The following is a 24,800-nucleotide window of genomic DNA, read 5'->3' as shown; positions in this document are numbered from 1 at the left end:
GGCCATAGCTTCATCTGACCGGCGGGGCGGATCAGTTCTTGGCGCGTTCGACGTAGGAATTGTCTTCCGTTGCGATAACGACGCGCGTTCCGGCATCGATATGCGGCGGCACCAGCGTGCGGATGCCGTTCGACAGCATGGCGGGCTTGTAGGAGGAAGAAGCCGTCTGACCCTTGGTCACCGGCTCGGTTTCGGTGATTTCCAGCGTCACGTGACGCGGCAGCTGGATCGCCAGCGCTACACCTTCATGCATCGACAGAATGCAGGTCATGCCTTCCTGCAGATAGGCTTTCTGGTCGCCCATCGTGTCGACATCCACAACCACCTGGTCATAGGATTCCGGGTTCATGAAGTGGAAGCCTTCGCCGTCCTCATAGAGGAACTGATGATTGACGTCTTCCACGAAGGCGCGCTCGACCTGTTCGGTCGTGCGCCAGCGCTCGGACACCTTCACGCCGTCGACGATGCGGCGCATATTGACCTGGGTCACGGGAGTGCCCTTGCCGGGGTGGAAGTTTTCGGCGGTGAGAACGACGTACAGCTTGCCGTCGACATCAAGCACATTGCCCTTGCGGACGGATGACGCGATAATCTTGACCATTGGAATTCCTTGTAACTGCGGAAGACCCGTCGTAAAGGACGACCCGCCGTCCCTGCTGACGTCTTCATGATTTTCATGGGCGCACCTAACCTAAATCGGGCGAAATAGCCAGCCCGTGTTGTGACAAGGACAGAGAAACCCGCGATGACGGATACGAGCCAACGCGCCTCGCCCTGGTGGACGCCCTCGGTCCATGCGGACCGGCGCCCGTTTCTCCTGGCGCGCAATCGCATCCAGCGGGAACTGAGGACATTTTTCGACAAGCACAACTTCGTGGAAGTCGATACCGCAGCCCTTCAGGTCTCGCCCGGAAACGAGGCGCATCTGCACGCCTTTGTCACGCAGTCGCTGACCACGGATGGTCGCCCCACACCGCTTTATCTGCACACCTCGCCGGAATTCGCCTGCAAGAAGCTGCTTGCCGCGGGAGAACGCAAGATCGCCTGCTTTTCCCACGTCTACCGCAACCGGGAGCGCGGGCCGCTGCACCACCCGGAATTCACGATGGTGGAATGGTACAGGGTGGGCGAAGGCTACGAGACGCTGATGCAGGATAGCGCCGAGATCCTGGCACTGGCCGCAGACTGCGCAGGCAGCCGGGCCTTGACCTTCCGGGGTCAGACTTGCGATCCGCAGAAGCAGCCGGAGCGGCTGAGTGTGGCGGAAGCCTTCGAGCGCTATGCCAGCATCGATCTCCTCGCCTCGATTGCGCAATCGGGAGAAACAGACCGCGACCGGCTGGCCGCTGAACTCGTCCGTGCCGGCATTCGCCACGCCGATGATGATAGCTGGGCCGACCTGTTTAGCCGCGTCATCGTAGAGAAGGTCGAGCCCAATCTTGGTTTTGACAGGGCAACGATCCTGTATGAATATCCGGTCAGCGAAGCCGCCCTCGCCCGTCCCTCCGCTCGCGACCCGCGTGTCGCGGAACGCTTCGAGCTTTATGCCTGCGGGGTGGAACTGGCCAATGCCTTCGGCGAGTTGACGGATGCCGGCGAGCAGCGCAGGCGATTTGAGATCGAGATGTCGGAGAAAGCCCGCATCTACGGCGAGACCTATCCGATCGACGAGGATTTCCTGGCGTCTCTCGCGCTGATGCCTGATGCAAGCGGCATAGCACTGGGTTTCGACCGCCTGGTGATGCTGGCAACCGGCGCGCAGAGGATCGACCAGGTGATGTGGGCGCCGGTGGCGGATATCGCCCCATGAACCAGCGCAGCCTGACGACGCTTTCGGCCCTTCGAGCCGCCGATCTCATCAGCGAGAGAGACCTTCCCTCGCTGCAGGCCGTGGCCGACCGTTATGCGATCGCGATCACACCCGACATCGCCGATCTGATTGATCGCACCGACCCGGCCGACCCGATTGCCCGGCAATTCGTTCCAGACGCGCGGGAGATCAACGTCCACCCCGGCGAAAACGCCGATCCGATCGGTGACCATGCCCATACCCCGGTCAAGGGCATCGTCCATCGCTATCCCGACCGGGTCTTGCTCAAGGCCGTGCATGTCTGCCCGGTCTACTGCCGCTTCTGCTTTCGCCGGGAGATGGTGGGCCCATCCGGCGATGGCACGCTGGCGAGCGACGAACTCAAAGCCGCGCTTGCCTATATCGCGAGCCACGAGGCGATCTGGGAGGTCATCCTGACCGGCGGCGACCCGCTGGTGCTGTCTCCCAGGCGTATGCGCGACGTCATGAGCGGACTCGCCCAAATCGAACACGTGAAGATCGTGCGGCTGCACACGCGCGTGCCGGCGGTGGATCCCACGCGGATCGACAGCGACATGATCGACGCGCTGAAGGCAAGCGGCAAGACCGTCTACCTTGCAGTGCATGCCAATCATCCGCGCGAGCTATCATCCGCCGTTCGGGCCGCCTGCGCTCGTCTCGCCGATGCCGGCATCACCTTGATCAGCCAGACAGTGTTGTTGAAAGGCGTCAATGACGACGTCTCAACCCTGAGCGCGTTGATGCGGGGCTTTGTCGAAGCTCGGGTGAAGCCCTATTACCTGCATCATCCAGACCTCGCGCCGGGAACAGCACATTTCAGGCTGTCGCTTGAGGAAGGACGGGCGCTGGTGAAGGCTCTTCGCGGAAATCTCTCCGGCCTGTGCCAACCGACCTACGTCCTCGACCTGCCGGGAGGACACGGAAAGGTTGAAATTTCGGAGACCGCTGTCGAGGCTCTGGGCGACGGTTCCTATTCCCTGGGGGATTTCCGAGGTGAGAAGCATTTTTATGCTGACTTGCTGTAATTCAGCTGAATTTTCGAGAATTCTCTACCAATTTACTAAAAATTGACAGAATGCCATTCTTTTTCGGCACAATTCTTACCCTCGTTTAACTACGGCGCTTAGCGGAATCTTATGCTTTCGGGACTAGAACCGAGCATAGAGACTACAACTGCAAAGACCTAGAGAGCGAGGCTGGTCCGATGAATAATACCATTCGAAAGCTGCTGGCAAGGCTTGGTAGCCTGTCCACTCCCATCGAAACCCTTGCGGATGATGCCGACCTCTACGCGGCCGGCCTGTCGTCCTTTGCCTCGGTCCAGCTGATGCTGGGTCTGGAAGAAGCCTTTGACGTGGAATTCCCCGATCATCTGCTCAACCGTAAGTCCTTCGCCAGCGTTGCCGCGATCGAGGGCGCGTTGACCCAGATCCTGGAGCAAAGAAAGGTCGCCTGATGGATCTTTCCTCCGCAAACAGCACGACGAGCCTGAAAAGCCGGGCCGCACGTGTTGCAGCCGTGGCTGCACTTCATGCCGACCAGGTCGACCGTGAAGGACGCTTCCCCCGAGAAGCCGTTGATGCCATGAAGGCCGAAAGGCTGATGGCCGCCCTTATCCCCGCCGAGTTCGGCGGGGAAGGCGCAAGCCTGTCGCAGGTTGCGGAGCTTTGCACCACGCTTGGCCAGGCTTGCGCATCCAGCGCCATGATCTTCGCCATGCATCACATCAAGGCATCCAGCCTCATTTCCCACGGGAATGAGGCCGACTGGCACCGCGCCTTCATGCGGCGCATCGCCGACGAACAACTGCTGCTGGCCTCCGCCACGACTGAAGGCGGGATCGGCGGCAATATGCGCAACAGCATCTGCGCGATCGAAGTCGACGGAGACACCTGCCGCCTGGAAAAGGACGCCACGGTCATTTCCTATGGCTCCCATGGCGACGCCATCCTGGTGACGTCGCGCAGCCACAAGGACGCCGCCTCGACCGACCAGGTGATGACGGTGTTCCTCAAGGACCAGTATAGCCTGGAGCAGACCCACAAGTGGGACACGCTGGGCATGCGCGGCACCTGCTCGGACGGCTTCCTGTTCAAGGGCGAGGCGCCAGCGGTCCAGATCCTGCCGAAGCCTTTCGCCGAGATCGCCGCCCAATCCATGCTGGCCACGTCGCACCTTCTCTGGAGCGCCGTCTGGTATGGGATCGCGGTCGATGCGGTGTCCCGCGCCCAGGCCTTTGTGCGCGCCGCCGCGCGCAAGAACCCCGCCGTTCAGCCGCCCGGTGCGCTGCGACTGGCCGAGGTCTCCAATCTCCTGCAGATGGTTCGCTCCAACGTGATCGCGGGCCTGAAGACCTACGAAGACGCCTGCGAAGATAGCGACAAGCTTTCGTCCATGGCTTTTGCCGTGGCCATGAACAACGTCAAGATCGCGTCGTCGGAGATGATCCTGCCGATCATCAACCACGCCATGCTGATCTGCGGCATCATGGGCTACAAGAACGGCACGCCGTTCAGCCTGGGGCGGCACCTGCGTGATGCGCAGTCGGCCCAGTTGATGATCTCGAACGACCGTATTCTCGGCAATACGTCGACCATGCTCCTCGTACATAAACAAGACACAAGCTTGTTGGGGTAACGCCAATGGACATGCAGACCAGCTTTCTCGACCGGCTCTTCGATTCCGGCCTGCTCATCGAAACCGGTGTCGACGGCCTTTATGGTCGCAGCGGCACGTTTGAAGACGTCATTGCCGCCTTCGAGCGGCTGATCGACCGCTTCGGCGGCGCCGATGGCGCCGAAGCCATCCGCTTCCCCCCCGGCATGAACCGCGCCTACTTCGAAAAGAGCGGTTACATGAAGAGCTTTCCGCAGCTTGCCGGCACCGTGCATAGCTTCTGCGGTTGCGAGCTTGACCATGTCAGCCTGATCAAGGCCATGGACGAGGGCCAGGACTGGACCGGCGAGCAGAAGGCGACCGACATCGTGCTGACGCCCGCAGCCTGCTATCCGCTCTATCCGACGATCGCCAAGCGCGGCCGGCTGAAGCAGAAGGGCGGGCTCTACGATCTGCAATCCTATTGCTTCCGCCATGAGCCCTCAAACGACCCTGCACGTCAGCAGCTGTTCCGCATGCGCGAATATGTCTGCATGGGCACCCAGCAGGACGTCACCGATTTCCGCCAGCTCTGGATGGATCGCGGCGTCAAGATGATGGCCGAGGTCGAGCTTCCGGTCGAAATCGACGTGGCCAATGACCCCTTCTTCGGTCGCGCCGGCAAGATGATGGTCAACAACCAGCGTGACCAGAACCTCAAGTTCGAACTGCTGATCCCGATCACCTCAGTCGCCAAGCCGACCGCCTGCATGAGCTTCAACTATCACCAGGATTCTTTCGGGGTGAAGTGGGGACTGGAACTGCATGACGGCGCGGTGGCCCACACCGCCTGCGTCGGCTTCGGCTTGGAGCGCATTGCGCTTGCCCTGTTCCACCATCACGGCCTCGATCCGAAGCTCTGGCCGGCCACCGTCCGCAAGGCGCTCTGGGGCTGAGCGCCAGATGAGCGCCGTCTTCACAGATATCAATCCGGCCAGCTATCGCCCGCATGCACTGCATGCGAGCGATCGCATGTGGCCGGAAACCAATTGCTATGTCGATCTATGGATCGAGGTTCTGTCCTCGTTCAAAACGACGCCGGAAGCCATGCTCGGCTTCACGGTGACGCAGGATTTCGAAGGCGACCAGTTCACCTTCTTCAAGACGCCGCTCGAGGATATCGAAACGCTCTATGGCGTCAGGTGCACGGAACTGGCGATCTTCGACGACGTCGAAACCCATGTGCATGTGCAAATCGGCCGCGGACGATTGGCCATGCTGGAACTCGACAGCTACTTCCTGCCGGACACGCAAGGCACGAGCTACCGAACAGAACACGGCAAGACCACAGTCGCGGTCAACCGTCTCGACAGCGAAAACCGTGTCATGGACTATTTCCACAATGGCGGTTTCTATCATCTTGAGGCCGATGATTTCGACGGAATTTTCCAGAGGAACCGACCCGAGGGCGCCCTGCCCTTCCTGCCCTATACCGAGTTCGTGAAGTTTCCGGCGTCAGTGCCATCGGACACCCATCTGCGCCAGGAAGCCGCCCGCCTTTTGCGGCACCATCTGGCGCGCCGCCCGGAGACGAACCCGATCGCAGCCTTCGCGAAGGTTTTCCCCGCACAGGTCGAGGCGCTTGCCGACCGCCCGTTCGAGCACTTCCATAAATACGCCTTCAACACGCTGCGGCAGTTCGGCGCCAATTTCGAACTGCTGGCGAGCCATCTCGCCTGGCTGTCGCCGGAAGGGGCCTATCTCCCCGAGGTTGCCGGCGCCCTGAAGATCTCGGAGCAGGCAAAGACCATTCAGTTCCAGCTGGCGCGGGCGATTGCTCGACGGAAATTCGAGCCGCTGTCCGCAGCCCTCGAACCCGCAGCCGCGGCATGGGACGATGTGATGGCGGGTCTTTCCGCAAAAGTCAGCTGATGACGACCGCAGACAAGGTCATCCGCTATCTCGGCGCCGACGAGCGTTTCCTCGAAGGCGGCTGGACCATGGAGTCCACCACCCCTGGACTTTATGCCGCTGCCGCTGATATCCGCCAGCGGAGCATTCGGCTTGCCGCGCCGGTCCCGGGAACGGCCGCCTCAGCCCTGGCCGCGGCCGGTCTATTTGATCCTGACAATCCCGTGCCCCTGCACGACAAGGATTTCTGGTATTTCCGTTCCCTGGAAGGCGAAGAACCCGGCTTTGCAGTCTTGCGGTTTGCCGGCCTCGCAACCGAGGCGGAAGTCTATGTCAACGGCGACCTGCGGCTTGTCTCGCACAGCATGTTTGAGAGCCACGACGTCCCGATCCTCCTGACCGGTCAGGACGAACTGGCCATATGCTTCCGCGCACTCACCCCCTTGCTGGAGAAACGCGGCCCGCGTGCCCGCTGGCGCCCGCAATTGATGGATCACCAGGGCCTGCGCCTGATCAGGACAACGGCTCTTGGGCACATGCCGGGATGGTGCCCTGCCATCCATCCCGTGGGTCCTTATCGTCCGATCAACCTGATCCGCGCCGGCAGCCACTCTCTGGCAAACCTCGCGATCAAGGCCGATCTCGCGGCAGACGGCACCGGGCTGCTGACAGTCTCTTTCGAATTAAGCGGCGAAGCGAAAATGCTGACACTTGCCTGCGCCGGCGAGGAAACCCCCTTCGTCCCCGGGCCGGACGGGCTCTGCCACGCAGAACTCGGCATTCCCGCCATCGAGCCCTGGTGGCCGCACACCCACGGCACCCCCAAGCTGCACGACGCCGCAATTCTGATCGACGGCATAAGGCACTCGATCGGCCTTGTCGGTTTCCGTCGCATCGAGATTGACCGGGGCGTTGATGGCAAGGATTTTAGGCTGCTCGTAAACGGCGAGCGCATCTTTTGCCGCGGGGCGGTCTGGACCAATGCGGATATCCTGAGGCTTCCAGGCGCAGCCGAAGACTACGCGCCCTGGCTCGCCAGCGCCGCTGAAGCCGACATGAACATGATCCGCATCGGCGGAACCATGACCTATGAAAGCGCCGATTTCTTCCGGCTCTGCGATCGCCTGGGAATACTTGTTTGGCAGGACCTGATGCTTGCCAATTTTGACTATCCCGCCGGCGACGAGACATTCGTCGCCCATGTCGAGAGCGAGATCCGGCAACTCCTCGCCGCAAGTCAGGGCTCCCCTTCCCTGGCGGTGATCTGTGGCGGCAGCGAAATCTTTCAGCAGGCCGCCATGCTGGGCCTGCCTGAACGCATCTGGAAGAGTGACTTTTTCGAAGATGCCTTGCCGCGCCTGGTGTCGTCCCATCGCCCCGATACCGCCTATGTGGCCAACTCTCCGTCAGGCGGCCCCATGCCCTTCTCGCCGGGAGAAGGCGTCGCGCATTATTATGGCGTCGGCGCCTATTGCCGACCCCTCGATGATGCCCGTCGCGCCAATCTGCGCTTCGCCGCCGAAAGCCTGGCCTTCGCCCATATCCCACAACAGACGACCCTTGACGCCCAATTGCCGGTTGCTCCGGTTCACGATCCCCGCTGGAAGGCGCGCGTGCCTCGCGACCGCAGCGCATCCTGGGACTTCGAGGATATCCGTGACCACTACCTCACCGAACTCTACGGACTTGATCCGGCCCGGTTGCGCCGAGAGAATCCCGAACGCTATCTTCAGTTCTCTCGCGCGGTGACGGCAGAGGTGGTGACCGAGACCTTTGCCGAATGGCGCCGTCCTGGGTCGAGCTGCAACGGCGCCCTGGTCTGGACGCTGCAGGATCTACAGCCGGGTCCCGGCTGGGGCGTCATCGATTCCACCGGACGTCCAAAACCGGTCTGGTACGGGCTGAAACGCGCCTTCCGTCCCATCCAGGTGGCTTTGACCGATGAAGGCACGAACGGACTGGATGTCCATGTCATCAATGAAAGCCCGCGCCATCGCGAGGTCATCCTGGAACTCACCTGCCGGCGCGAGGGAACACAGCCGGTGGTTTCCGGCCGCCAAACGCTGATCCTTGAGCCCCGCGGCCAGCAGACACTGGCTGCCACCTCGCTTTTCGGTGCCTTTTTCGACACCACCTATGCCTTCCGCTTTGGCCCGCCATCGCATGACGTAACGATCGCCCGCCTCAGCGATGCCACGACGGGCGATATCCTGGCGGAAGCCTTCCACTTTCCGCTCGGGCGAAGCCAGGCACTGCACGCAGCGGACCTGAAGGTCGAAGTAGTGGAAAGCGGCAGGGGCTGGATGATCGAAATCGCCTCCGACACGCTCGCGCAATCGGTTCACGTCGCCGCCGACGGCTATCGTGCGTCAGATGACTGGTTCCACCTCGCGCCGGGCGCTCCTAAACGCGTCAAGCTCATCCCTGAAGGCTCCGCGACGCCGACCGGCAAACCGAGCGGGACCGTCACCCATCTCGGATCGTCAAAGCGCTTCTCGTTCTGATATCAGTTCGCAGGCGCCTTCCGTGCCACCGACTTCACCGCCTCGAAAAACACCTGCCGGGCAGCGGGCGGCGTGAGATTATGGTCGGTGTCCGCCAGCATGGTCAGACGAACATTGGGAAAGCGCGCAAGTCCGCCGCCCGACTTGCCGAAATACTCCGAGAAGTGAATCAGGCCGATATCCTGCTCGCTGTAGATCAGCTCGAAGGGTGCTTTGCGCTCAGCAAGGTCGCGGAACGCCTTCATGATCCAGCGATGGGCATCTCCTGACCCCGGCAAGAGGCGCAGGACAGGCAGCAGGTGGCGACCCAGTCGACGCCCGACGGACTTAAGAACGTTGATGCCGGCTGCGCGAATGTCGATCTGGCCTTTAATGAGCCGCTTTACGGTCGCAAGCTGAAACATGCGTTCCCGATATTCATGGAGCTGGCGCGGCCCCCCATGCAGGATTGCATCGACATCCACACGCTTGTCCCAGAGAAAAGCGTAAGGGTTGGCCGCGACGAGACCGTGAATTCGCCGGTCGGCTACAGCACTCCGGAACGCCAAGTAGCTGCCGCTGCAACGCCCGCTGACCACCGCCGGCAGCAGGGCGCGCGTTTCCAGGAAGTCGAGCGCCGCGATGACATCAACCAGCTGCGCCTCGTGATAAAGCACCTGCGTCGGCACGCCCGGTACCGGCGGACTATCGCCGACATTGGCGGCATCAAACCGCAGCGATGCGATCCCAGCCTGGGCCAGCTTGCGCGCCAGTTCCACCCCGCAGCCGCCCCAGCCGGTGCTCCTGTCATAGGCCGTTCCAAGGATCAGCGCGGTGGCCCCGGATCGCGGCCCCTGCGGCTCGCAGAGAACACCGAACAACCTGTCATTGGCGCCGAAACGGACGGGCGTCTCAAGAAACCCCAATCCGACGAGGGCGGCGGCAGGCGCTAGCGGCGCCGGAGACGATGACCGGCTGCCAGACGCAGCGGGAAGGCCGGTGACCCAGCGAAGGATGTCCTCGGCAACTTCAAGCGGTAAGACCGAAATAAGGGGATTGGAGACAAAGGCATCATAGCCGACATAGTCCCGCAAGGTGACCACGGCACCGGCGGCCGTCAGCGCCTGACCAAGCTCCGCCTCTGCCGGTCGATCCGGCCGATGGACGAGGAGGACATGCGCCGCCGGGGGAGCCTGGAGAGTTGGGACCACCAGCTTCTTGATATCAGCAGCGATCGCATCGGGCATTCTAAAACCGGCAATCGAGACCTGGTCACGGATCCGATCTTCTTCCCGCAGCCCCAGCCCCTCATCCACGACACGCGACCAGATCTGCAGCTCCCGGAGATAGGCTCGCCCCGAGATTACAGGCCCCAGGCATGCAAGCCCTTCCAGCCCCTCAACCCGCTCGGCCACGTGAAGCGACAGCAAACCGCCCAGACCCTGCGAGAGGATCGCAATCCGGTCGCAACCCGACAGCCGCCTGAGCTCGGCGGCCGCCTTGACGATGGCGTCCAGCCATGCCTGAACACCGATTGCAGGATCGTCCAGATCAAGCGCATCGCCGGTTCCGGGTAGGTCGAAACGCAGGCTTGCAATCCCGGCATCGGCCAATTGCTCCGCCAACACGCGCCAGAATTTGTGGGTGCAAAGCTCCTCCAGGCCCCAGGGGCTGACGAAAAGGACGGCGACACCACGGGCCTCGGTGCCAGCAGGCTCAAAAAGCCCTGGCATGCCCGAAAAGGTGACCGGAACCGCCGCCGATCTTTGGCCGGCGAGATGGCGTTGCCCTCCAGATCTCATGTCCATCATTATCCTCCCCAGGATTAACCCGCCGCCGTCTTTGGACCACCCGCAATGAAGCCGATCACTCTCTTGCCGATCGAACCGGGCACGCGCTGCGCAATCCGCTCCAGAACCTGCCGATCATCAGCCGGAACCGCACGAAACAGGCGCAATGAGACCGCATATGTCGCGCCGCCAGCCACGATGGCTAGGATCAGGCCGACAACGCCGGGCAGCTCATAAAGCACAAGCCACGCAACCACCGCACAGGCCACCGATGCGAGAGCGACCCTCGTGACGGGAAGCAGCAGATGGCGCGCGGAGAGGCCGACATCCATCTGTCTCAGCATCAGAATGCTCATGACCAGGAAGACGACAAAGCGGGCAATTGCGGCACCTTCGCCACCCAGCCACGGGATCAACAGGAACAGGCAGGCCACCATGAGACCCGAGCCGAGGGCGAGGATCACCACTCGTTGGCGCACCATATCGTGCGACAGCAGATACTGCGTGCACACCAGGTTGAAGATGTAGACCGGCGAGGCAAGCGCCAGCGTGGCCAGGATCTGCCCGCTGGCGCTGTATTCGGCGCCAAGAACCAGATCCACCAGCCGAGGCGCAATCGCCGCAAGACCGAAGCTCATCGGCAGGGTGACATAGGACAGGCTGCGCACCACGCCTTCGAAGACGCTGGCCGGCAGCTTGTCACCCTCCTGTTGATGCAGCTGTTCAGAGTAGTAGGGCAAGAGGCTGCCGGTCAATTGCACCGGCAGTTGGATGGCAAGGTTGGCAAGCGAAGACGCCGCGGCATAAAGACCGACAGTGGCAATGCCCTGATATTGCTGGAGGAAGAAGAATTCGAGCCGTGTGAGAAACAGCGCATTGAGGAAGAACTCGACCGACAGCAGGAAGGACGAGTTCACCAGATAGCGCGTTGAGACGCCACAGGCATTCGGCCGCGACCTGAGGATGTTGAGGGCATAGATGAACTGGATGATATGGCCGCAGATATAGCCGGCAAGTGCCCCCTCCAGTCCGAAGAACACCGTGCCCAGCACCACGCCGGTCAGTTGCAATCCCCCCGCCGCCGCCGTCATGCGGAAGAAGGTCACCATGGCCTGCTCGCCGATCAGGTAGTTCTTCGAAAACGACCCGATCGACTGCACGAAAAACAGAAGCCCCGTCACCACCACGACCGCGGGGGCATTCTGTGCCCAATGCTCCTGCTCCGCCACCCACATGCCCAAGCCATAAAGGATCACGAACAGGACGGTGGAGGCGACGATGGCCCGCAGCATGCGCGCCGCAAAGCCGCGCCGCTCGGCATCGCTGAAGCCATCTCCCTTCAACTGCGGCAGCAGGCGCATCAAGGTGACGCCGGTGCCCAGTTCCGCGACCAGCGACGCGGTCAGCGTAAGCCATAGCGAGAAGGCAATGACCCCGTTTGCCTCTGGCCCCAACACACGCGCCACCACGACGGAGCAGATGAAGCCGACAAAGAGCAGAGACAGTCCGGCCGCCGCGTTCAAGGCAGATTTGACGACGATACTGTTCGACATGGACTTTACTCTGTCTTGTTGCGTCGCATCCAGGCGCTGACCGCGAGCATGGAGCGATTTTTATCGACCAAAGCTTAATTTTCCGGGGCCGAAGCGCTGCGGCCGGGCACCAGCGACCCGCTGAACAGGATATCCACAGTCTTGTTCCAATCACGAACCGCGCTGGTATCGATAACAGCACGATCATAGCCGATCGCCTTCGCGAAGGCCTTGCGAAGCGATGCCGGGTCACCGGGATCATAGGCGCAGACATGCGGCCGGCCAGCCGCGGCAAACGCAGGTGCCACGATCGGCAGGCGGCAATAGGTATACTGGATCATCTTCAGGCTGGACTGGCTCAGATAATCGGCATTCTCTCCCGCGCCATAGGGCGCCAGTCCGATATCCGCGAATTTGATGAACCCGGCGATCTCGGCAAATGCCACCTCGCCATGAACGACGATATTGCCCCGGGCCTGATGCGGCGCCGCCTTCTTGCCAAACAGGTGAAACGTCCAGTCCGGATAGGCCTCCGCCAGGACTTCCAGCACATCGGCATCGAACAGCATGTCGCCCACCGAAACCGCATTGCGTGGTGTCTTGAAGGGATTTGCGGTCGCCCCGTCAAAGACGTCCTTGCTGATGCCATGGGGCAGATAGAACACCGGAGCGTTCGGCGGAAAATCGGCCCGGAGCGCCTCAGCCATCAGATGGACCGAATCGTAGAGACCGATGGTTTCGTGCAGGACCGAAATCACCACAGGATGCACATTGATGGTCTCAAGCCGATCGGCGGCGTGATAGATGATCTGTGCCTCAGGCGCCGCCTTTCGGATGGCGGGGACCAGCAAGGGAGAGGGACCACTCTCGACCAGGATATGGCTGTAGGACGGAAGGCGCTCGATGATCGCTCTGGGAAGCATCGAGCCGAAACGGCGGAAGAGCGGACCCGTCAATGCGTTCAACCAGGGGGCTTTCAGGTTCAATGGATGGATGGGGGTGAACCAGATGAATTGCTCAAGACCGGGCGCGGCCTCGACCCAACGATTGAGCGCATGGCTGCGGGCAAAGGTCCAGCGGCCATCATCCAGAAATCGGCTTGCATAGCTCAGCCGCCACGAGACAAAGTCGACCGGAACGCCTTGGGCATGCAGGGCGTCCGCGATGAAATGCAGATCCACCTTGCGAGGCGCATCGACAAAATGCTGGCCTGTGAGGATGAGAACCCGGCTCGGCTTCATCTTGTTGGTCCCGCACCATCCACGTCAGCCAAGTCGGGCAAGATGCGACGGTAGACGTCATAGTACCGCGCCGCCATGCGCTGCCAGGAATGACTTTGCGCGTCGGCAATCATCGTCGACCGCAGTTCAGGCTTCGCGATAAGTGCGGCATGCGCCGATATCACCGCATCGGCTGCGGCTTCCGAAGTGGTGAAATCCACCAGGCGGATATCGGGATGGCGTGTAGCAAGGCTTCGAAATGCCTCGTTCGGATGAAGGATGGGCACCAGCCCCGCGCTCATGGCCTCGACGGCCACGAGACCAAACCCCTCATATTCCGAGGCCGACGCGAAGAACGAAGCCTCGCGCATCAAGGCGCCAATCGCGGGATTGTCTATTCCCACATGAAGCACAACGGTATCATTGAGGCCGCGCGCGGCAATCTCACGCCGCAGATCCTCCGCCGACTGATCCGATGGTTGGCCGACGACATCGAGTTTCCAGCCGGGCGCCTTGCGCTTCAGCGATACCATCATGTCCAGCAGCAAATTGAGCCGCTTGTTCACCGAGAACCGACCGATCGTCATCAGCCGCTGCCGAGGTTCCGTCGACGCGAGATCCGTGAACTTGTCGACGTTGACGCCATTTTCCAAGAGTTGGAGCTTCTTGCCGACGATCTGGGAAAACAGCGCATGGTCCGACTGGCTGCAGGTGATGACGCTGCGATAGGCGCTGGCAGACGCACGGGTCATCGTTTTGAACCAGATATCCTTGATCTGGCGGTACTTCTGCGTGTGGAAGAACCCGCCATGGGTGGTGACCACCATCGGCTTGCGATGCAGCAGCCAGCCCAGCGCAAGCGCGTCGTAAAAGAAGTCGATCGCATGGACATGAACGAGATCAGCATCCGCAAGATGACGAAAGACCTGCGGAGCGATCGGATAGCGCGAAGAGCCAGACCAGGGGATCCGCACAACCTCGATCCCGCCGATCACGTCAAAGTGAGGAAGCGTCTTTTTCGGCTCCCTGAACAGCCGGTCGCAGGTGACGACACGCACCCTGAGCCCCCGCTTCAGCAGTTGCTGGCCAAGATTGGCCACCACATCCTCGAGCCCGCCGACCCCTGGCGAAAATTGCCTGACGACATGAACAACCAGCCGTTGGCTTCGGCCTTTGGTTCGTTCGGAGGAATTGTCAACGCGTTCGAGCAATGTCGCTATCCATCCGGCTTGCGGAACCATCCCGCAAGATACCGGGCATTCATTGCGCCAAAACTCTTAAGATGACGTTGTCCGCCATGCGCCTTCAGGCGTTTTCCACGGGCTCTTGCACGACGCAGCCTCCGGCATGACGGCAATTTTTAATTCCCGTTAACCATATTCTGCGAAAACAGGCTCTCGCGTGTCGTTGCGTCGCAAATCGTCACGCACGGCATCCAAGGCAGTCCGGTGGGGGAGATCCCCGCGGGTAGAGACATATCGAACATGGGCCGTCGCACGACCCTGGGCAGGAAAATGGATATCGATATATTTCAGCTACCCGGAATCCTGTGGCGCAGAAAGCATTACATTCTGCTCGGCATCATCGGCTGCGTGGGGGCCGCCGCTCTTTATGTGGCCACTCTCAAGCCTCTTTACACGTCTTCGGCGGAATTGCTGCTTGATCCGGCCGGTCTCTCCGTCAACGGTGGGGATATCGCCAGCCCTCAGGCATCGACCGTCCAGGACCAATCCAACCTCGACAGCCAGATCTACGTCGTGATGTCGCGCAATACGATGGATGCGGTGGTCGACAAGCTCGATCTCTTCAAGGACCCGTTTTTCGTCGGCAAGAATCCGCCGGCGACGGAGCGCGAAGCGGCGGTGGCCGCAGCCGGTGCGCTGAAACAACGTCTCAAGGTCGAACGCGCCGGGCAATCCCTGGTTCTCGCGATCAGCGCCACCCATTCCGACCCCACCAAGGCGGCGCAGATCGCCAATGCCGTGGCCGCCGCCTATCTCAAGCAGGTCGAGGATGCGCGCTCCGATGCCGCGCGCCGGGCCAGCAGCGCCTTCCAGGTCCAGGCCGCCGAATTGCGCGACCGCGTGCTGAAAGCCGAACTGGCGGTCGAAAACTTCAAATCGGAGAATGGCCTGGTCAGCACTGGCGAGAGGGGTCTCGTGGTGGACCAGCAGCTCGCCGGCATCAACGATCAGTTGATCGCCGCACGCGCAACGGAAGAACAGCAGCGCACGATCTATGAGCAGGCGCAGAGGCTGAACGTCGCCGCCGTTGAAGCCGGCGCCATCCCCGAGGTACTGCAATCAGTCAGCATGGGTCAGTTGCGGGATCGCTATACGCAGCTGCTCGACCGGCAAACGCAATTGTCCGCGACCTTGGGCTCGGGCCACCCGCAACTGCGCACGATCCGCTCGCAGGTCGCCAATATGCAGCAATCGATCTCGCAGGAGCTTGAACGCATCCGCCAGTCGATGAAGTCGAATTACGATCGCGCAGCCGCCAATACCAGGGCACTGACCGAGCGGCTGGACGCCATGGCGAAATCGAGCTTCGACAGCGATGAGGCGCAGATCAAGATGCGTCAGCTGGAAAACGAGGCCGACGCGGTGCGCGCGGTCTACAAGACCTTCCTGAGCCGCGCCGAAGAACTGGGACAGCAACAGACCGTCAATACCAACAATTCGCGCATCATCACCGAGGCAACACCGAACCTGAAATCCCAGACAGTGCTGAAGCTCGTGATCCTCGCCGCGGCGGCACTCTTCGGCACGGCGCTCGGAACGGGTCTTGCCGTCGCGCGCGAGATCGGGGGGCGTCTCCTCAGGCGTCCGGCACCCCAAGCCGCGCAGCCGGATCTTCCGCTGATTGCGCGCATTCCGGTCGCGGAACCCGGGGACAAGCCCCGTGGCACGATCATGTTCTTCCTGCCGTCAAAGGCGAAGAACGCGCCGGAGATCACCTCGCGGCGCCATCTCGGCGTATTGAAATCGGCTGAAAACCTGCTGGAGACGTTTCACGATCACCTGCCGGCCAGGGTGGCCTTTGTCGGCATCGGCGAGATGTCCTATGCGAGCGGCGTGGTGTCCGAGATTGTCCAGGCGCTCATCGACTGCGGCCAGGAGGTGGTCTTCGCCCCGGGGAATCTGCAGGATCGACGCCGGTCCTCCAGCCGCATCGGTGGCTACGGACGCACGCGCCATGACGTTGACGATTATGGCAGCAACGGCGACCTGCCGCTTCAGGACATCCTGCAATATGAGCGGCTGACCATCCCGGCCAAGGCGAGGTATGGCGGCCGACCGACCTATTCTCACTTTATCGAACGCACTGACTTCCAGGACAATCAACTGGTGCTGATCAACGCCACCAGCGGTTCCCTGCAGGACTATGTGCCGGCGATTCTTGAGGAGTGCGATGCCTTCGTGGTGATCTGCGAGGATGGCAAGATCGACAAGACCGCCTTGCGGCAGTTCGAAGCCACCTCCGGTCCCTGGCGCGACCGTGCGCTCGGCCAGATCATCCTAGAGCCCTGAGTCCGCGCGCCAATGTCCCTGCAACACCAATCCATGACAGGCTATACCGGCTATCCCGGCCTGGATTGGCACGCGCTGATGCAGCGGCGCGTGGCGATTATGACCATCATCGGCGCGCTGGTGTTCAACCTGCTGCTGTGCTTTGTGAACACCCGCGTCCTGCCGGTGCGTGACAGCTATGTGATGGGCGTGGAAATGCTGCTCATCGGCGCGGCATTCCTGGTGCTCATCGGCCGGCAGCTGGATATCTACCTGATCCTGTTTCTCTATCTCAGCTACATGATGATGCTGTTTGCCCTTCGTGGCGAGGTGGACCTCAAGGCCGTGCGCGACATGCTGGTGCCGGTCGCGTTCTACCTTTTGGGCACGCGCGTGGGCGATCTCCGGCTGGCCGATACGCTGGTGCTGGTCTCTGCGGCCATCGTCATCTTCTTCGGCCTGTTCGAATACCTGCTGACCGAGTTCTATCTCGATAACTTCAACGTGCTCGGCTACTTCCTCGCCCGCGGCTCCCTGTTGCCGGAAGAAACCTTCGGCGCGACCCGCGGATTGTTCATCAGCGGCATCCGGCCGGAACCGCGCACGCTCCTGTCCTTCCTGGGGCAGCATCGTGTGTCCTCGGTATTTCTGGAGCCAGTATCCGCAGGCAATTTCGGCGTGATCGCCTATGCCTGGGCTCTGTTTCGCTCCGACATGCGGGCGCGGTGGCTCACCATGGCGCTCGCGCTCGGCACGATCGTCCTGGCGGATGCCCGTTTCGGCTTCTACACCTGCATCCTGCTGACGCTCATGGTCCCGTTCTACCGTTTCGTCCCCCGCCCGATCTGGCTGGTAGCACCGTTCCTGATGCTCGCCATCATCGCGGCCTACGGGCTTTCGACGGGTACGGAGGGCGGGCCCAACGACATCATTGGGCGCCTGCGCGTAACAGCCTCGATCCTCACCCAGCTCGACCTCCCCATCGTGCTCGGGATTGCGACGACAGACCAGTTCACCGCTGATTCCGGTCTCGCCTACACCCTCACGAAATTCGGCCTGCTGGGCTTTGTGGCACTTTGGGCGCTCTTCATTTACGCGCCGATGAAGTCGCCCACGGCCTGGCGGTTCCATTCCATGGTGATCATCTATCTCTTGCTGCTCATGCTGATCAGCAATTCCTTTTATTCGATCAAGACGGCGGCGCTTCTGTGGTACCTGCTCGGCACCGCCCATCGGATCGAATGGTATCCCGGAGATCCGGCCCGACCGTACTTGGTAGGCGCATCAGCGCCGGTTGAGCGCCGGGCAAACGGAACTCGCTGCCGAGAAATCCTTTAGGTAGGGCGAAAGTCCCTTCATTTGCGGGCGATCACCGCTCGCGGTCGGTTGGATATTGAGCTCCTCGCCCTCCGGCCACCAATCTCCGGCCACCCAATAGGTCCATCCGACCCAGATATCCCTGTTGTCTTCCATCACGGCGACCATATCGCTCAGCGCCTGGATGCATTGAGGCTCAGCCGGAACGCCGAACTCTCCGAGAAATGCCCGATGGCCGTGCTTGGCTGCCCACTGGGTGAAGCGCTCAAGTGCCGCCACGGCATCGGCACCACGGGAACAGTTGTTCTTGGTCCCGGAGAAATCATCGTCGAGATACTGGTGTACTTCAAAGGCCGAGTTGTTGCCGGGATCGACATATCCCAGCATCACGGTGCCATTCGCGCCGCCATAACCGTCGCTTTCCCAGGAATGCGCACCGGTCCAGGAGGTCCCCGGCACGAGTATGAGGTTCTGGGCGCCGGTAGCACGGATCGCCGCAGTGGCCGCGTTGGCGCTGACCAGCCATTGTGCCGCGGTGATCTGGTAGGGCTCGTTCATCAGGCCAAAGGTCACATCCGGCGCGTCCTTGTAGAGCAAGGCCAGCTTGCCCCAGAAATCGGCAAAGGCGCTTTCCGGCACGTCGACGCCCAGGAACTTGCCATGATATTGCGCATAGTTGTGCGGATCGAGAATGACCCTCACCCCGTATTGCCGCAGCAGATCCACCGCACTTTTCAGCCGGTCCACTTCTTCCTGATCGAAAGCGCCGTTCATCTCCGGCTGAAGCCGCTCCCACAGGAATGGCAGTCGCACAGTGTCGAACCCCTTGTTGACGAAGTATCGAACCGTCTCCTCGCTGGGATAGGTATAGTCCTTGGAATAGAGGCCGCCGGGATCGCCGAATTCGGCACCGGAGAGATTGATGCCGCGAAAACAGCCCTGCGCCATGGCTCCAGATGTGGTTGCGAGAAGGGATAATGCCAGGGCCGAGCTCCGCAAAGCCGACCGCATCAGGCCTGAACTCGTCTTCGTGCTAGGTTTCTGCTGCATGGTATTCTCCCATAGCGACATCGCAGGACATGGCGCATCATGCGCAAACGCGCAATTCTTGGGGTCCAATGCCTTTAAAAACCTCTAAGGCGGCTCGAAAATCGAAGGACTGCATGAAAGACACAGACAGCAATATCCAGGACATCGGCTTCATCCTGATACCGGGTTTCGCGCTGATGTGCTTTGCCTCAGCCGTGGAACCGCTGCGAGCCGCCAATCTGCTTGCGGGCAGCGATCTTTACCGGGTGCATGTCTATTCCCCGACAGGCGAGGCGGTTCCCTCCTCCTCGGGGGCCGTTATGCCGGCAGAACCCCTGGCGAAAGCGCGGCGTGAGCGGCTGCATTCGGTCTTCGTCGTGGCGGGCGGCCATCCCTCTGGCTGGCAATGGCCCGCGGTGCATGCCGCCTTGCGCGGCTTCGAGCGGGACGGCGTGCGGATCGGCGGCATCTCCGGCGGCCCCTATCTGCTGGCAGCGGCCGGACTGCTGGCAGACCACCGCTTCACCATCCATTGGGAGCATGCCCCTGCCCTGGTGGAGGACTTTCCCGGCCTGAAACCGGAACAGGCGCGCTATATCTTCGACCGCAACCGCCTGACCTGCGGCGGCGGCGTGGCACCGCTGGACATGATGCATGCACTGATCCTGGCCCGCTTCGGACCAGCCTTCGCGACACGTGTCAGCGACTGGTACCTGCATACCCATGTGGCCTCGGCCGCCGAACCGCAACGCGCCTCGCTCGTGGAGCGCCACGGCCTGCATCATCCTGCATTGCTGGCCGTGCTCGAAAAGATGGAAGCAACAATCGAGCACCCCTTGAATCGTACGGCGATGGCGCGGCTTGCCGGCATCACGCCGCGACACCTCGACCGTCTCTTCGCCGAACATCTCGGTTCGAGCTTCCTGAGGGAATACCGGCGCCTGCGGTTGGAGCAGGCACGCATGCTGTTGCAACAGAGTGCCCTCTCCGTGTCGGAAATAGCCTTTGCCTGCGGCTTCTCCAGCCCTGGCCACTTCGCCAGGCGTTACAAGGAACTCTACGGAACCACGCCGAAGAAGGAGCGCGGCTAAGTTTAACCAAGCAATCTTCGCTCAATTCAATAAAATTTTCATATAAGGAAATTAAGTTTCTCTGGGGTTGATCTCCGCATTTTCCTTTGCTAGCCAAGGTCATCAAGGCGCAAAAAGGAGATCGAGCGATGTGTGGGATTGTCGGCCTGTTCCTCAAAGACAAGAGCCTGGAGCCTCAACTCGGCAGCCTGCTGTCCGATATGCTGGTCATCATGACCGATCGCGGGCCCGATAGCGCCGGCATTGCCATCTATGGCGGCGCCGATGATGGCAAGGCCAAGATCACGGTGCAGTCGGCCAAGCCCGAAGCGGAGTTCGCCGGGCTCGCCGAATTCCTCTCAACGTCCATCGGCGCGATTGCAGACGTAACCGTCAAGAACACCCATGCGGTCATAACGCTGGACGCCGCCAAACTAGACGCCGCGCGCCAGGCGCTGATGACGGAGCGCCCGGGCCTTCGCATCATGTCCAGCGGCGCGGCCATCGAGATCTACAAGGAAACTGGATTGCCGCGGGATGTCGTATCCCGTTTCGACGTGAGGAAAATGTCCGGCACCCATGGCATCGGCCACACCCGCATGGCCACCGAGTCGGCGGTCACCACGCTTGGTGCCCACCCCTTTTCAACCGGTGCCGACCAGTGCCTGGTGCACAACGGTTCGCTCTCCAACCACAACAACCTGCGCCGCGAACTGACGCGTCTTGGCATGAAGTTCGAAACCGAAAATGACTCAGAAGTTGCCGCCGCCTACCTGACGGCGGAAATGGCCGGTGGAAAGAACCTCGGAGCAGCCCTCGAAGGGGCCGTGAAGGATCTCGACGGCTTCTTCACCTTCGTGGTTGGCACCAAATCCGGCTTCGGCGTGCTGCGCGATGCCATTGCCTGCAAGCCGGCTGTGATGGCTGAAACCGACCAGTATGTCGCCTTCGGCTCCGAATACCGCGCACTGGTCGGTCTTCCCGGCATCGAAAACGCCCGTGTTTGGGAGCCGGAACCCGCCACTGTCTATTTCTGGGACCACGATCTGGCTGCCTGAGGAAACCGCACATGCCCATATTCGATCTCGCCGTCGCGCCGTTGCGTGACCTGAACCAGGCGCTGCACCAGATTGCACCCGGCAGCAACGACACCACTTTCGAAGTGCTGAACCCACGTGGGAGCCATTCCGTGGCTGTCGGCGTGGATGCCCCCGTCACCATCGAGGTGCGCGGCAATGTCGGCTACTACTGTGCCGGCATGAATGCGGAAGCCAGCATCACGGTCCATGGCTCCGCAGGCCCCGGCGTCGCCGAAAACATGATGTCCGGCACGGTGATCATCAAGGGCGATGCCAGCCAATATGCGGGAGCCACCGGCCGGGGAGGCCTGCTCGTCATCGAAGGCAACGCGTCCTCCCGCTGCGGCATTTCGATGAAGGGCATCGACATCGTGGTGAAGGGATCCATCGGCCACATGTCGGCCTTCATGGCCCAGTCCGGCAACCTCGTCGTCCTGGGAGACGCGGGCGAGGCGCTGGGCGACAGCCTCTATGAGGCCCGACTGTTCGTGCGCGGCAGCGTCAAAAGCCTCGGCGCTGACTGCATCGAGAAGGACATGCGGCCCGAGCACTTTGAGATTCTCGGCGCCCTGCTCGCGAAGGCCGGAATTGAGGATGTCAGCCCTTCCGAGTTCAAGCGCTATGGGTCCGCCCGCAAGCTCTACAATTTCAACATCGACAATGCCGATGCGTACTGACGAGAGGCAGACATCATGAGCTATCAGAACCCGCCGACCACGCCCCGCAAGTCCGCAACCTTTGACGATTACACGCTGTCCGAGATCCGCCGGGCAGCAGCGACCGGCATCTACGACATCCGCGGCGGCGGCGCCAAGCGCAAGGTGCCGCATTTCGACGACCTGCTGTTCCTCGGTGCCTCCATCTCGCGCTATCCCCTGGAAGGTTACCGCGAGCGCTGCGATACCAATGTCGTCTTGGGTTCGCGCTTTGCCAAGAAGCCGATCGAACTTAAGATCCCGATCACCATTGCCGGCATGAGCTTCGGCTCCCTTTCCGCCCAGGCAAAGGAGGCGCTCGGCCGCGGCGCCACCTTGTCCGGAACCTCCACCACCACAGGCGATGGCGGCATGACCGAGGAGGAACGGGGACACTCCTCAATTCTCGTCTATCAGTACCTGCCATCCCGCTATGGCATGAATCCGCGGGACCTCCGGCGGGCCGATGCCATCGAGGTCGTCGTCGGACAGGGAGCCAAGCCCGGCGGCGGCGGCATGCTGCTGGGCCAGAAGATTTCCGACCGGGTTGCGGAGATGCGCACCCTGCCCAAGGGTATCGACCAGCGTTCCGCCTGCCGCCACCCGGACTGGACAGGGCCTGACGATCTGGAAATCAAGATAAACGAACTGCGCGAGATCACTGATTGGGAAAAGCCGATCTACGTGAAGGTCGGAGGCGCCCGGCCCTATTACGATACCGCGCTTGCCGTGAAGTCCGGGGCGGATGTCGTGGTTCTGGACGGCATGCAGGGCGGCACCGCGGCCACCCAGGAGGTCTTCATCGAGAATGTCGGCATGCCGACACTCGCCTGCATCAGACCGGCGGTCCAGGCGCTCCAGGACCTTGGCATGCATCGCAAGGTGCAACTGATCATCTCGGGCGGCATCCGCTCTGGTGCAGATGTCGCCAAGGCCCTGGCACTGGGAGCCGACGCGGTCTCGATCGGAACGGCGGCACTGGTTGCCATCGGCGACAATGATCCACGCTGGGAAGCGGATTATAACGCGCTTGGCACGACATCAGGTGCCTATGACGACTGGCACGAGGGCAAGGACCCCGCTGGCATTACCACGCAGGATCCGGAGCTATCGAAGCGTCTGGATCCGATCGCAGCCGGTCGGCGCCTGGCAAACTATCTCAAGGTGATGACACTGGAAGCCCAGACGATCGCCCGCGCCTGCGGCAAGAACCACGTGCACAATCTCGAACCGGAAGACCTGTGCGCGCTCACCATGGAAGCAGCCGCCATGGCGCAGGTGCCGTTGGCCGGCACCAATTGGTACCCCGGCAAGGGAGGCTTCTGACCTCCCAAAGCCTGCCATCACCGAAGTGTCGACATAAATCCAATAAGGGGAACGACATGACACTGGATCTCGAAGGCTACGCGAAGGAGCGTGGCATCAAATATTTCATGATCAGCTATACCGATCTCTTCGGCGGGCAACGGGCAAAGCTCGTTCCCACCCAGGCGATCAAGGGCATGCAGGAGGAGGGGGCCGGATTTGCCGGCTTCGCCACCTGGCTGGACATGACGCCCGCCCATCCGGACCTCTTCGCCCTGCCCGATGCCTCCTCCGTCATCCAGCTCCCATGGAAGAAGGAAGTCGCCTGGGTTGCCGCGGATTGCCATATGGAAGGCAAGCCTGTCGAGCAGGCGCCGCGCAATGTGCTGAAACGCCTGATCGCCGAGGCCGCTGCCGAGGGCATGCGCGTCAAGACCGGCGTCGAGGCCGAATTCTTCCTGATCTCGTCGGACGGATCGGAAATCTCCGATGGTTTCGACACGGCCGAGAAGCCCTGCTACGACCAGCAGGCGCTGCTGCGTCGCTACGATGTCATTTCGGAAATCTGCGATTACATGCTGGAACTCGGCTGGGGGCCGTACCAGAACGACCACGAAGATGCCAATGGCCAGTTCGAGATGAACTGGGAATTCGACGATGCGCTGGCCACCGCCGACAAGCATTCCTTCTTCAAGTTCATGGTGAAATCCGTCGCGGAAAAGCATGGTCTGCGCGCGACCTTCATGCCCAAGCCCTTCAAAGGACTGACCGGCAATGGCTGCCATTGCCATATCTCGGTCTGGAATGTGGACGGCACGGTGAACGCATTCGCCGATGCCACCGCCGAATTCGGCCTCTCCGCCAAGGGCCGCAACTTCCTCGGCGGCATCATGACCCATGCCTCGGCAATATCGGCCATCACTAATCCCACCGTGAATTCCTACAAGCGCATCAATGCCCCGCGCACCATTTCGGGCGCAACCTGGTCACCCAACACCGTCACCTGGACCGGCAACAACCGGACCCACATGGTGCGCGTGCCGGGACCCGGCCGTTTCGAACTTCGGCTTCCCGATGGCGCGGTGAACCCTTATCTCCTGCAAGCCGTCATCATCGCCTGCGGCATGACCGGCATCCGCAACGCTGCCGATCCCGGCCAGCATTACGATATCGACATGTATCAGGATGGCCATCTGGTCAAGGACGCGCCGCGCCTGCCGCTCAACCTGTTGGACGCCTTGCGTCAATACGACGGGGATACGCTGTTGAAAGACGCAATGGGAACGGAGTTTTCCGCAGCCTATCTTAAGCTCAAGCATCATGAATGGAACGCATATGCAGCCCATTTCACCCAGTGGGAACGGTCAACCACGCTCGACATCTAGGTGATACGGAACCTCTGTTCCGCTGCAGCACTGCGCGTTCCAGGAT

20 protein-coding genes are annotated in these 24,800 nt (G+C 61.5%); 14 read left to right on the top strand and 6 right to left on the bottom strand.

The window, feature by feature from the left end; all coding sequences use genetic code 11:
- Positions 1 to 31: 31 nt before the first annotated feature.
- Positions 32 to 601 carry an elongation factor P gene (gene efp, locus B9A97_RS18155; protein ID WP_084366775.1) on the bottom strand — a complete coding sequence of 190 codons (570 nt, stop codon included), beginning with the start codon at positions 599 to 601 and terminating at the stop codon, positions 32 to 34.
- Positions 602 to 745: 144 nt separating this feature from the next.
- Here efp and epmA point away from each other — a divergent pair, with 144 nt between their 5' ends.
- The 7 genes from epmA to B9A97_RS18120 all read left to right on the top strand — a co-directional run bounded on the left by epmA (position 746) and on the right by B9A97_RS18120 (position 8,841).
- Entirely contained in the window at positions 746 to 1,810 is a 1,065-nt protein-coding gene (gene epmA, locus B9A97_RS18150; protein ID WP_084366774.1) for an EF-P lysine aminoacylase EpmA, read from the top strand.
- Positions 1,807 to 2,856 carry a lysine-2,3-aminomutase-like protein gene (locus B9A97_RS18145; protein WP_084366773.1) on the top strand — a complete coding sequence of 350 codons (1,050 nt, stop codon included), beginning with the start codon at positions 1,807 to 1,809 and terminating at the stop codon, positions 2,854 to 2,856. Before epmA ends, B9A97_RS18145 begins: the two co-directional genes overlap by 4 nt.
- 179 nt (positions 2,857 to 3,035) lie before the next feature.
- Positions 3,036 to 3,287 (top strand): acyl carrier protein, encoded by a 252-nt coding sequence (locus tag B9A97_RS18140; RefSeq protein WP_084366772.1) that lies wholly within the window; start codon positions 3,036 to 3,038, stop codon positions 3,285 to 3,287.
- Positions 3,287 to 4,468: an acyl-CoA dehydrogenase family protein gene (locus tag B9A97_RS18135; protein ID WP_084366771.1), complete on the top strand. Its 1,182-nt coding sequence runs from the start codon at positions 3,287 to 3,289 to the stop codon at positions 4,466 to 4,468. Before B9A97_RS18140 ends, B9A97_RS18135 begins: the two co-directional genes overlap by 1 nt.
- A gap of 5 nt (positions 4,469 to 4,473) precedes the next feature.
- A complete protein-coding gene (locus tag B9A97_RS18130) occupies positions 4,474 to 5,382 on the top strand; it encodes an amino acid--[acyl-carrier-protein] ligase (RefSeq protein ID WP_084366770.1) in 909 nt (302 codons plus the stop codon).
- Positions 5,383 to 5,389: 7 nt separating this feature from the next.
- On the top strand, positions 5,390 to 6,358 hold the full coding sequence (locus B9A97_RS18125) for a DUF1839 family protein (RefSeq protein WP_084366769.1): 969 nt from the start codon (positions 5,390 to 5,392) through the stop codon (positions 6,356 to 6,358).
- Positions 6,358 to 8,841 (top strand): glycosyl hydrolase 2 galactose-binding domain-containing protein, encoded by a 2,484-nt coding sequence (locus tag B9A97_RS18120; RefSeq protein WP_084366768.1) that lies wholly within the window; start codon positions 6,358 to 6,360, stop codon positions 8,839 to 8,841. Before B9A97_RS18125 ends, B9A97_RS18120 begins: the two co-directional genes overlap by 1 nt.
- A gap of 2 nt (positions 8,842 to 8,843) precedes the next feature.
- Here the strand turns inward: B9A97_RS18120 and B9A97_RS18115 are convergent, their stop codons facing one another.
- The 4 genes from B9A97_RS18115 to B9A97_RS18100 form a co-directional block, all read right to left on the bottom strand.
- A complete protein-coding gene (locus B9A97_RS18115) occupies positions 8,844 to 10,622 on the bottom strand; it encodes an alpha/beta hydrolase family protein (RefSeq protein WP_244564279.1) in 1,779 nt (592 codons plus the stop codon).
- A gap of 23 nt (positions 10,623 to 10,645) precedes the next feature.
- Positions 10,646 to 12,163 (bottom strand): oligosaccharide flippase family protein, encoded by a 1,518-nt coding sequence (locus B9A97_RS18110; protein ID WP_084366766.1) that lies wholly within the window; start codon positions 12,161 to 12,163, stop codon positions 10,646 to 10,648.
- 74 nt (positions 12,164 to 12,237) lie between these two features.
- Entirely contained in the window at positions 12,238 to 13,383 is a 1,146-nt protein-coding gene (locus tag B9A97_RS18105; RefSeq protein ID WP_084366765.1) for a GumK N-terminal domain-containing glycosyltransferase, read from the bottom strand.
- Positions 13,380 to 14,573 (bottom strand): glycosyltransferase family 4 protein, encoded by a 1,194-nt coding sequence (locus B9A97_RS18100; RefSeq protein WP_244564278.1) that lies wholly within the window; start codon positions 14,571 to 14,573, stop codon positions 13,380 to 13,382. Before B9A97_RS18100 ends, B9A97_RS18105 begins: the two co-directional genes overlap by 4 nt.
- Before the next feature lie 303 nt (positions 14,574 to 14,876).
- Between B9A97_RS18100 and B9A97_RS18095 the strand changes: the two genes are divergently transcribed.
- Together B9A97_RS18095 and B9A97_RS18090 are read left to right on the top strand one after the other, a co-directional pair.
- A complete protein-coding gene (locus B9A97_RS18095) occupies positions 14,877 to 16,895 on the top strand; it encodes a GumC family protein (RefSeq protein WP_179145330.1) in 2,019 nt (672 codons plus the stop codon).
- 33 nt (positions 16,896 to 16,928) lie between these two features.
- Positions 16,929 to 18,212 carry a hypothetical protein gene (locus B9A97_RS18090; RefSeq protein WP_084366762.1) on the top strand — a complete coding sequence of 428 codons (1,284 nt, stop codon included), beginning with the start codon at positions 16,929 to 16,931 and terminating at the stop codon, positions 18,210 to 18,212.
- Here B9A97_RS18090 and B9A97_RS18085 read toward each other — a convergent pair.
- The gene (locus tag B9A97_RS18085; protein WP_244564277.1) at positions 18,159 to 19,241 is read right to left on the bottom strand and encodes a glycoside hydrolase family 5 protein; all 1,083 of its coding nucleotides are present in this window, start codon (positions 19,239 to 19,241) and stop codon (positions 18,159 to 18,161) included. The genes B9A97_RS18090 and B9A97_RS18085 overlap by 54 nt on opposite strands.
- A gap of 113 nt (positions 19,242 to 19,354) precedes the next feature.
- On the opposite strand from B9A97_RS18085, the gene B9A97_RS18080 reads away from it, so the two are divergent.
- The 5 genes from B9A97_RS18080 to glnT all read left to right on the top strand — a co-directional run bounded on the left by B9A97_RS18080 (position 19,355) and on the right by glnT (position 24,754).
- Positions 19,355 to 20,311 carry a GlxA family transcriptional regulator gene (locus B9A97_RS18080; RefSeq protein WP_084366761.1) on the top strand — a complete coding sequence of 319 codons (957 nt, stop codon included), beginning with the start codon at positions 19,355 to 19,357 and terminating at the stop codon, positions 20,309 to 20,311.
- A gap of 128 nt (positions 20,312 to 20,439) precedes the next feature.
- Positions 20,440 to 21,348 carry a class II glutamine amidotransferase gene (locus tag B9A97_RS18075; protein WP_084366760.1) on the top strand — a complete coding sequence of 303 codons (909 nt, stop codon included), beginning with the start codon at positions 20,440 to 20,442 and terminating at the stop codon, positions 21,346 to 21,348.
- An 11-nt stretch (positions 21,349 to 21,359) separates the two neighbouring features.
- Positions 21,360 to 22,046: a GltB/FmdC/FwdC-like GXGXG domain-containing protein gene (locus B9A97_RS18070; protein ID WP_084366759.1), complete on the top strand. Its 687-nt coding sequence runs from the start codon at positions 21,360 to 21,362 to the stop codon at positions 22,044 to 22,046.
- A gap of 15 nt (positions 22,047 to 22,061) precedes the next feature.
- A complete protein-coding gene (locus tag B9A97_RS18065) occupies positions 22,062 to 23,390 on the top strand; it encodes an FMN-binding glutamate synthase family protein (protein ID WP_084366758.1) in 1,329 nt (442 codons plus the stop codon).
- 56 nt (positions 23,391 to 23,446) lie between these two features.
- A complete protein-coding gene (glnT, locus tag B9A97_RS18060; protein ID WP_084366757.1) occupies positions 23,447 to 24,754 on the top strand; it encodes a type III glutamate--ammonia ligase in 1,308 nt (435 codons plus the stop codon).
- The last annotated feature ends 46 nt before the right edge of the window (positions 24,755 to 24,800 follow it).

The organism is Rhizobium sp. RU36D (assembly GCF_900176345.1).
GTDB lineage: Bacteria > Pseudomonadota > Alphaproteobacteria > Rhizobiales > Rhizobiaceae > Allorhizobium.
The sequence above is the reverse complement of the archived record's forward strand: the minus strand, read 5'-3'. Positions and strand labels throughout refer to the sequence as shown.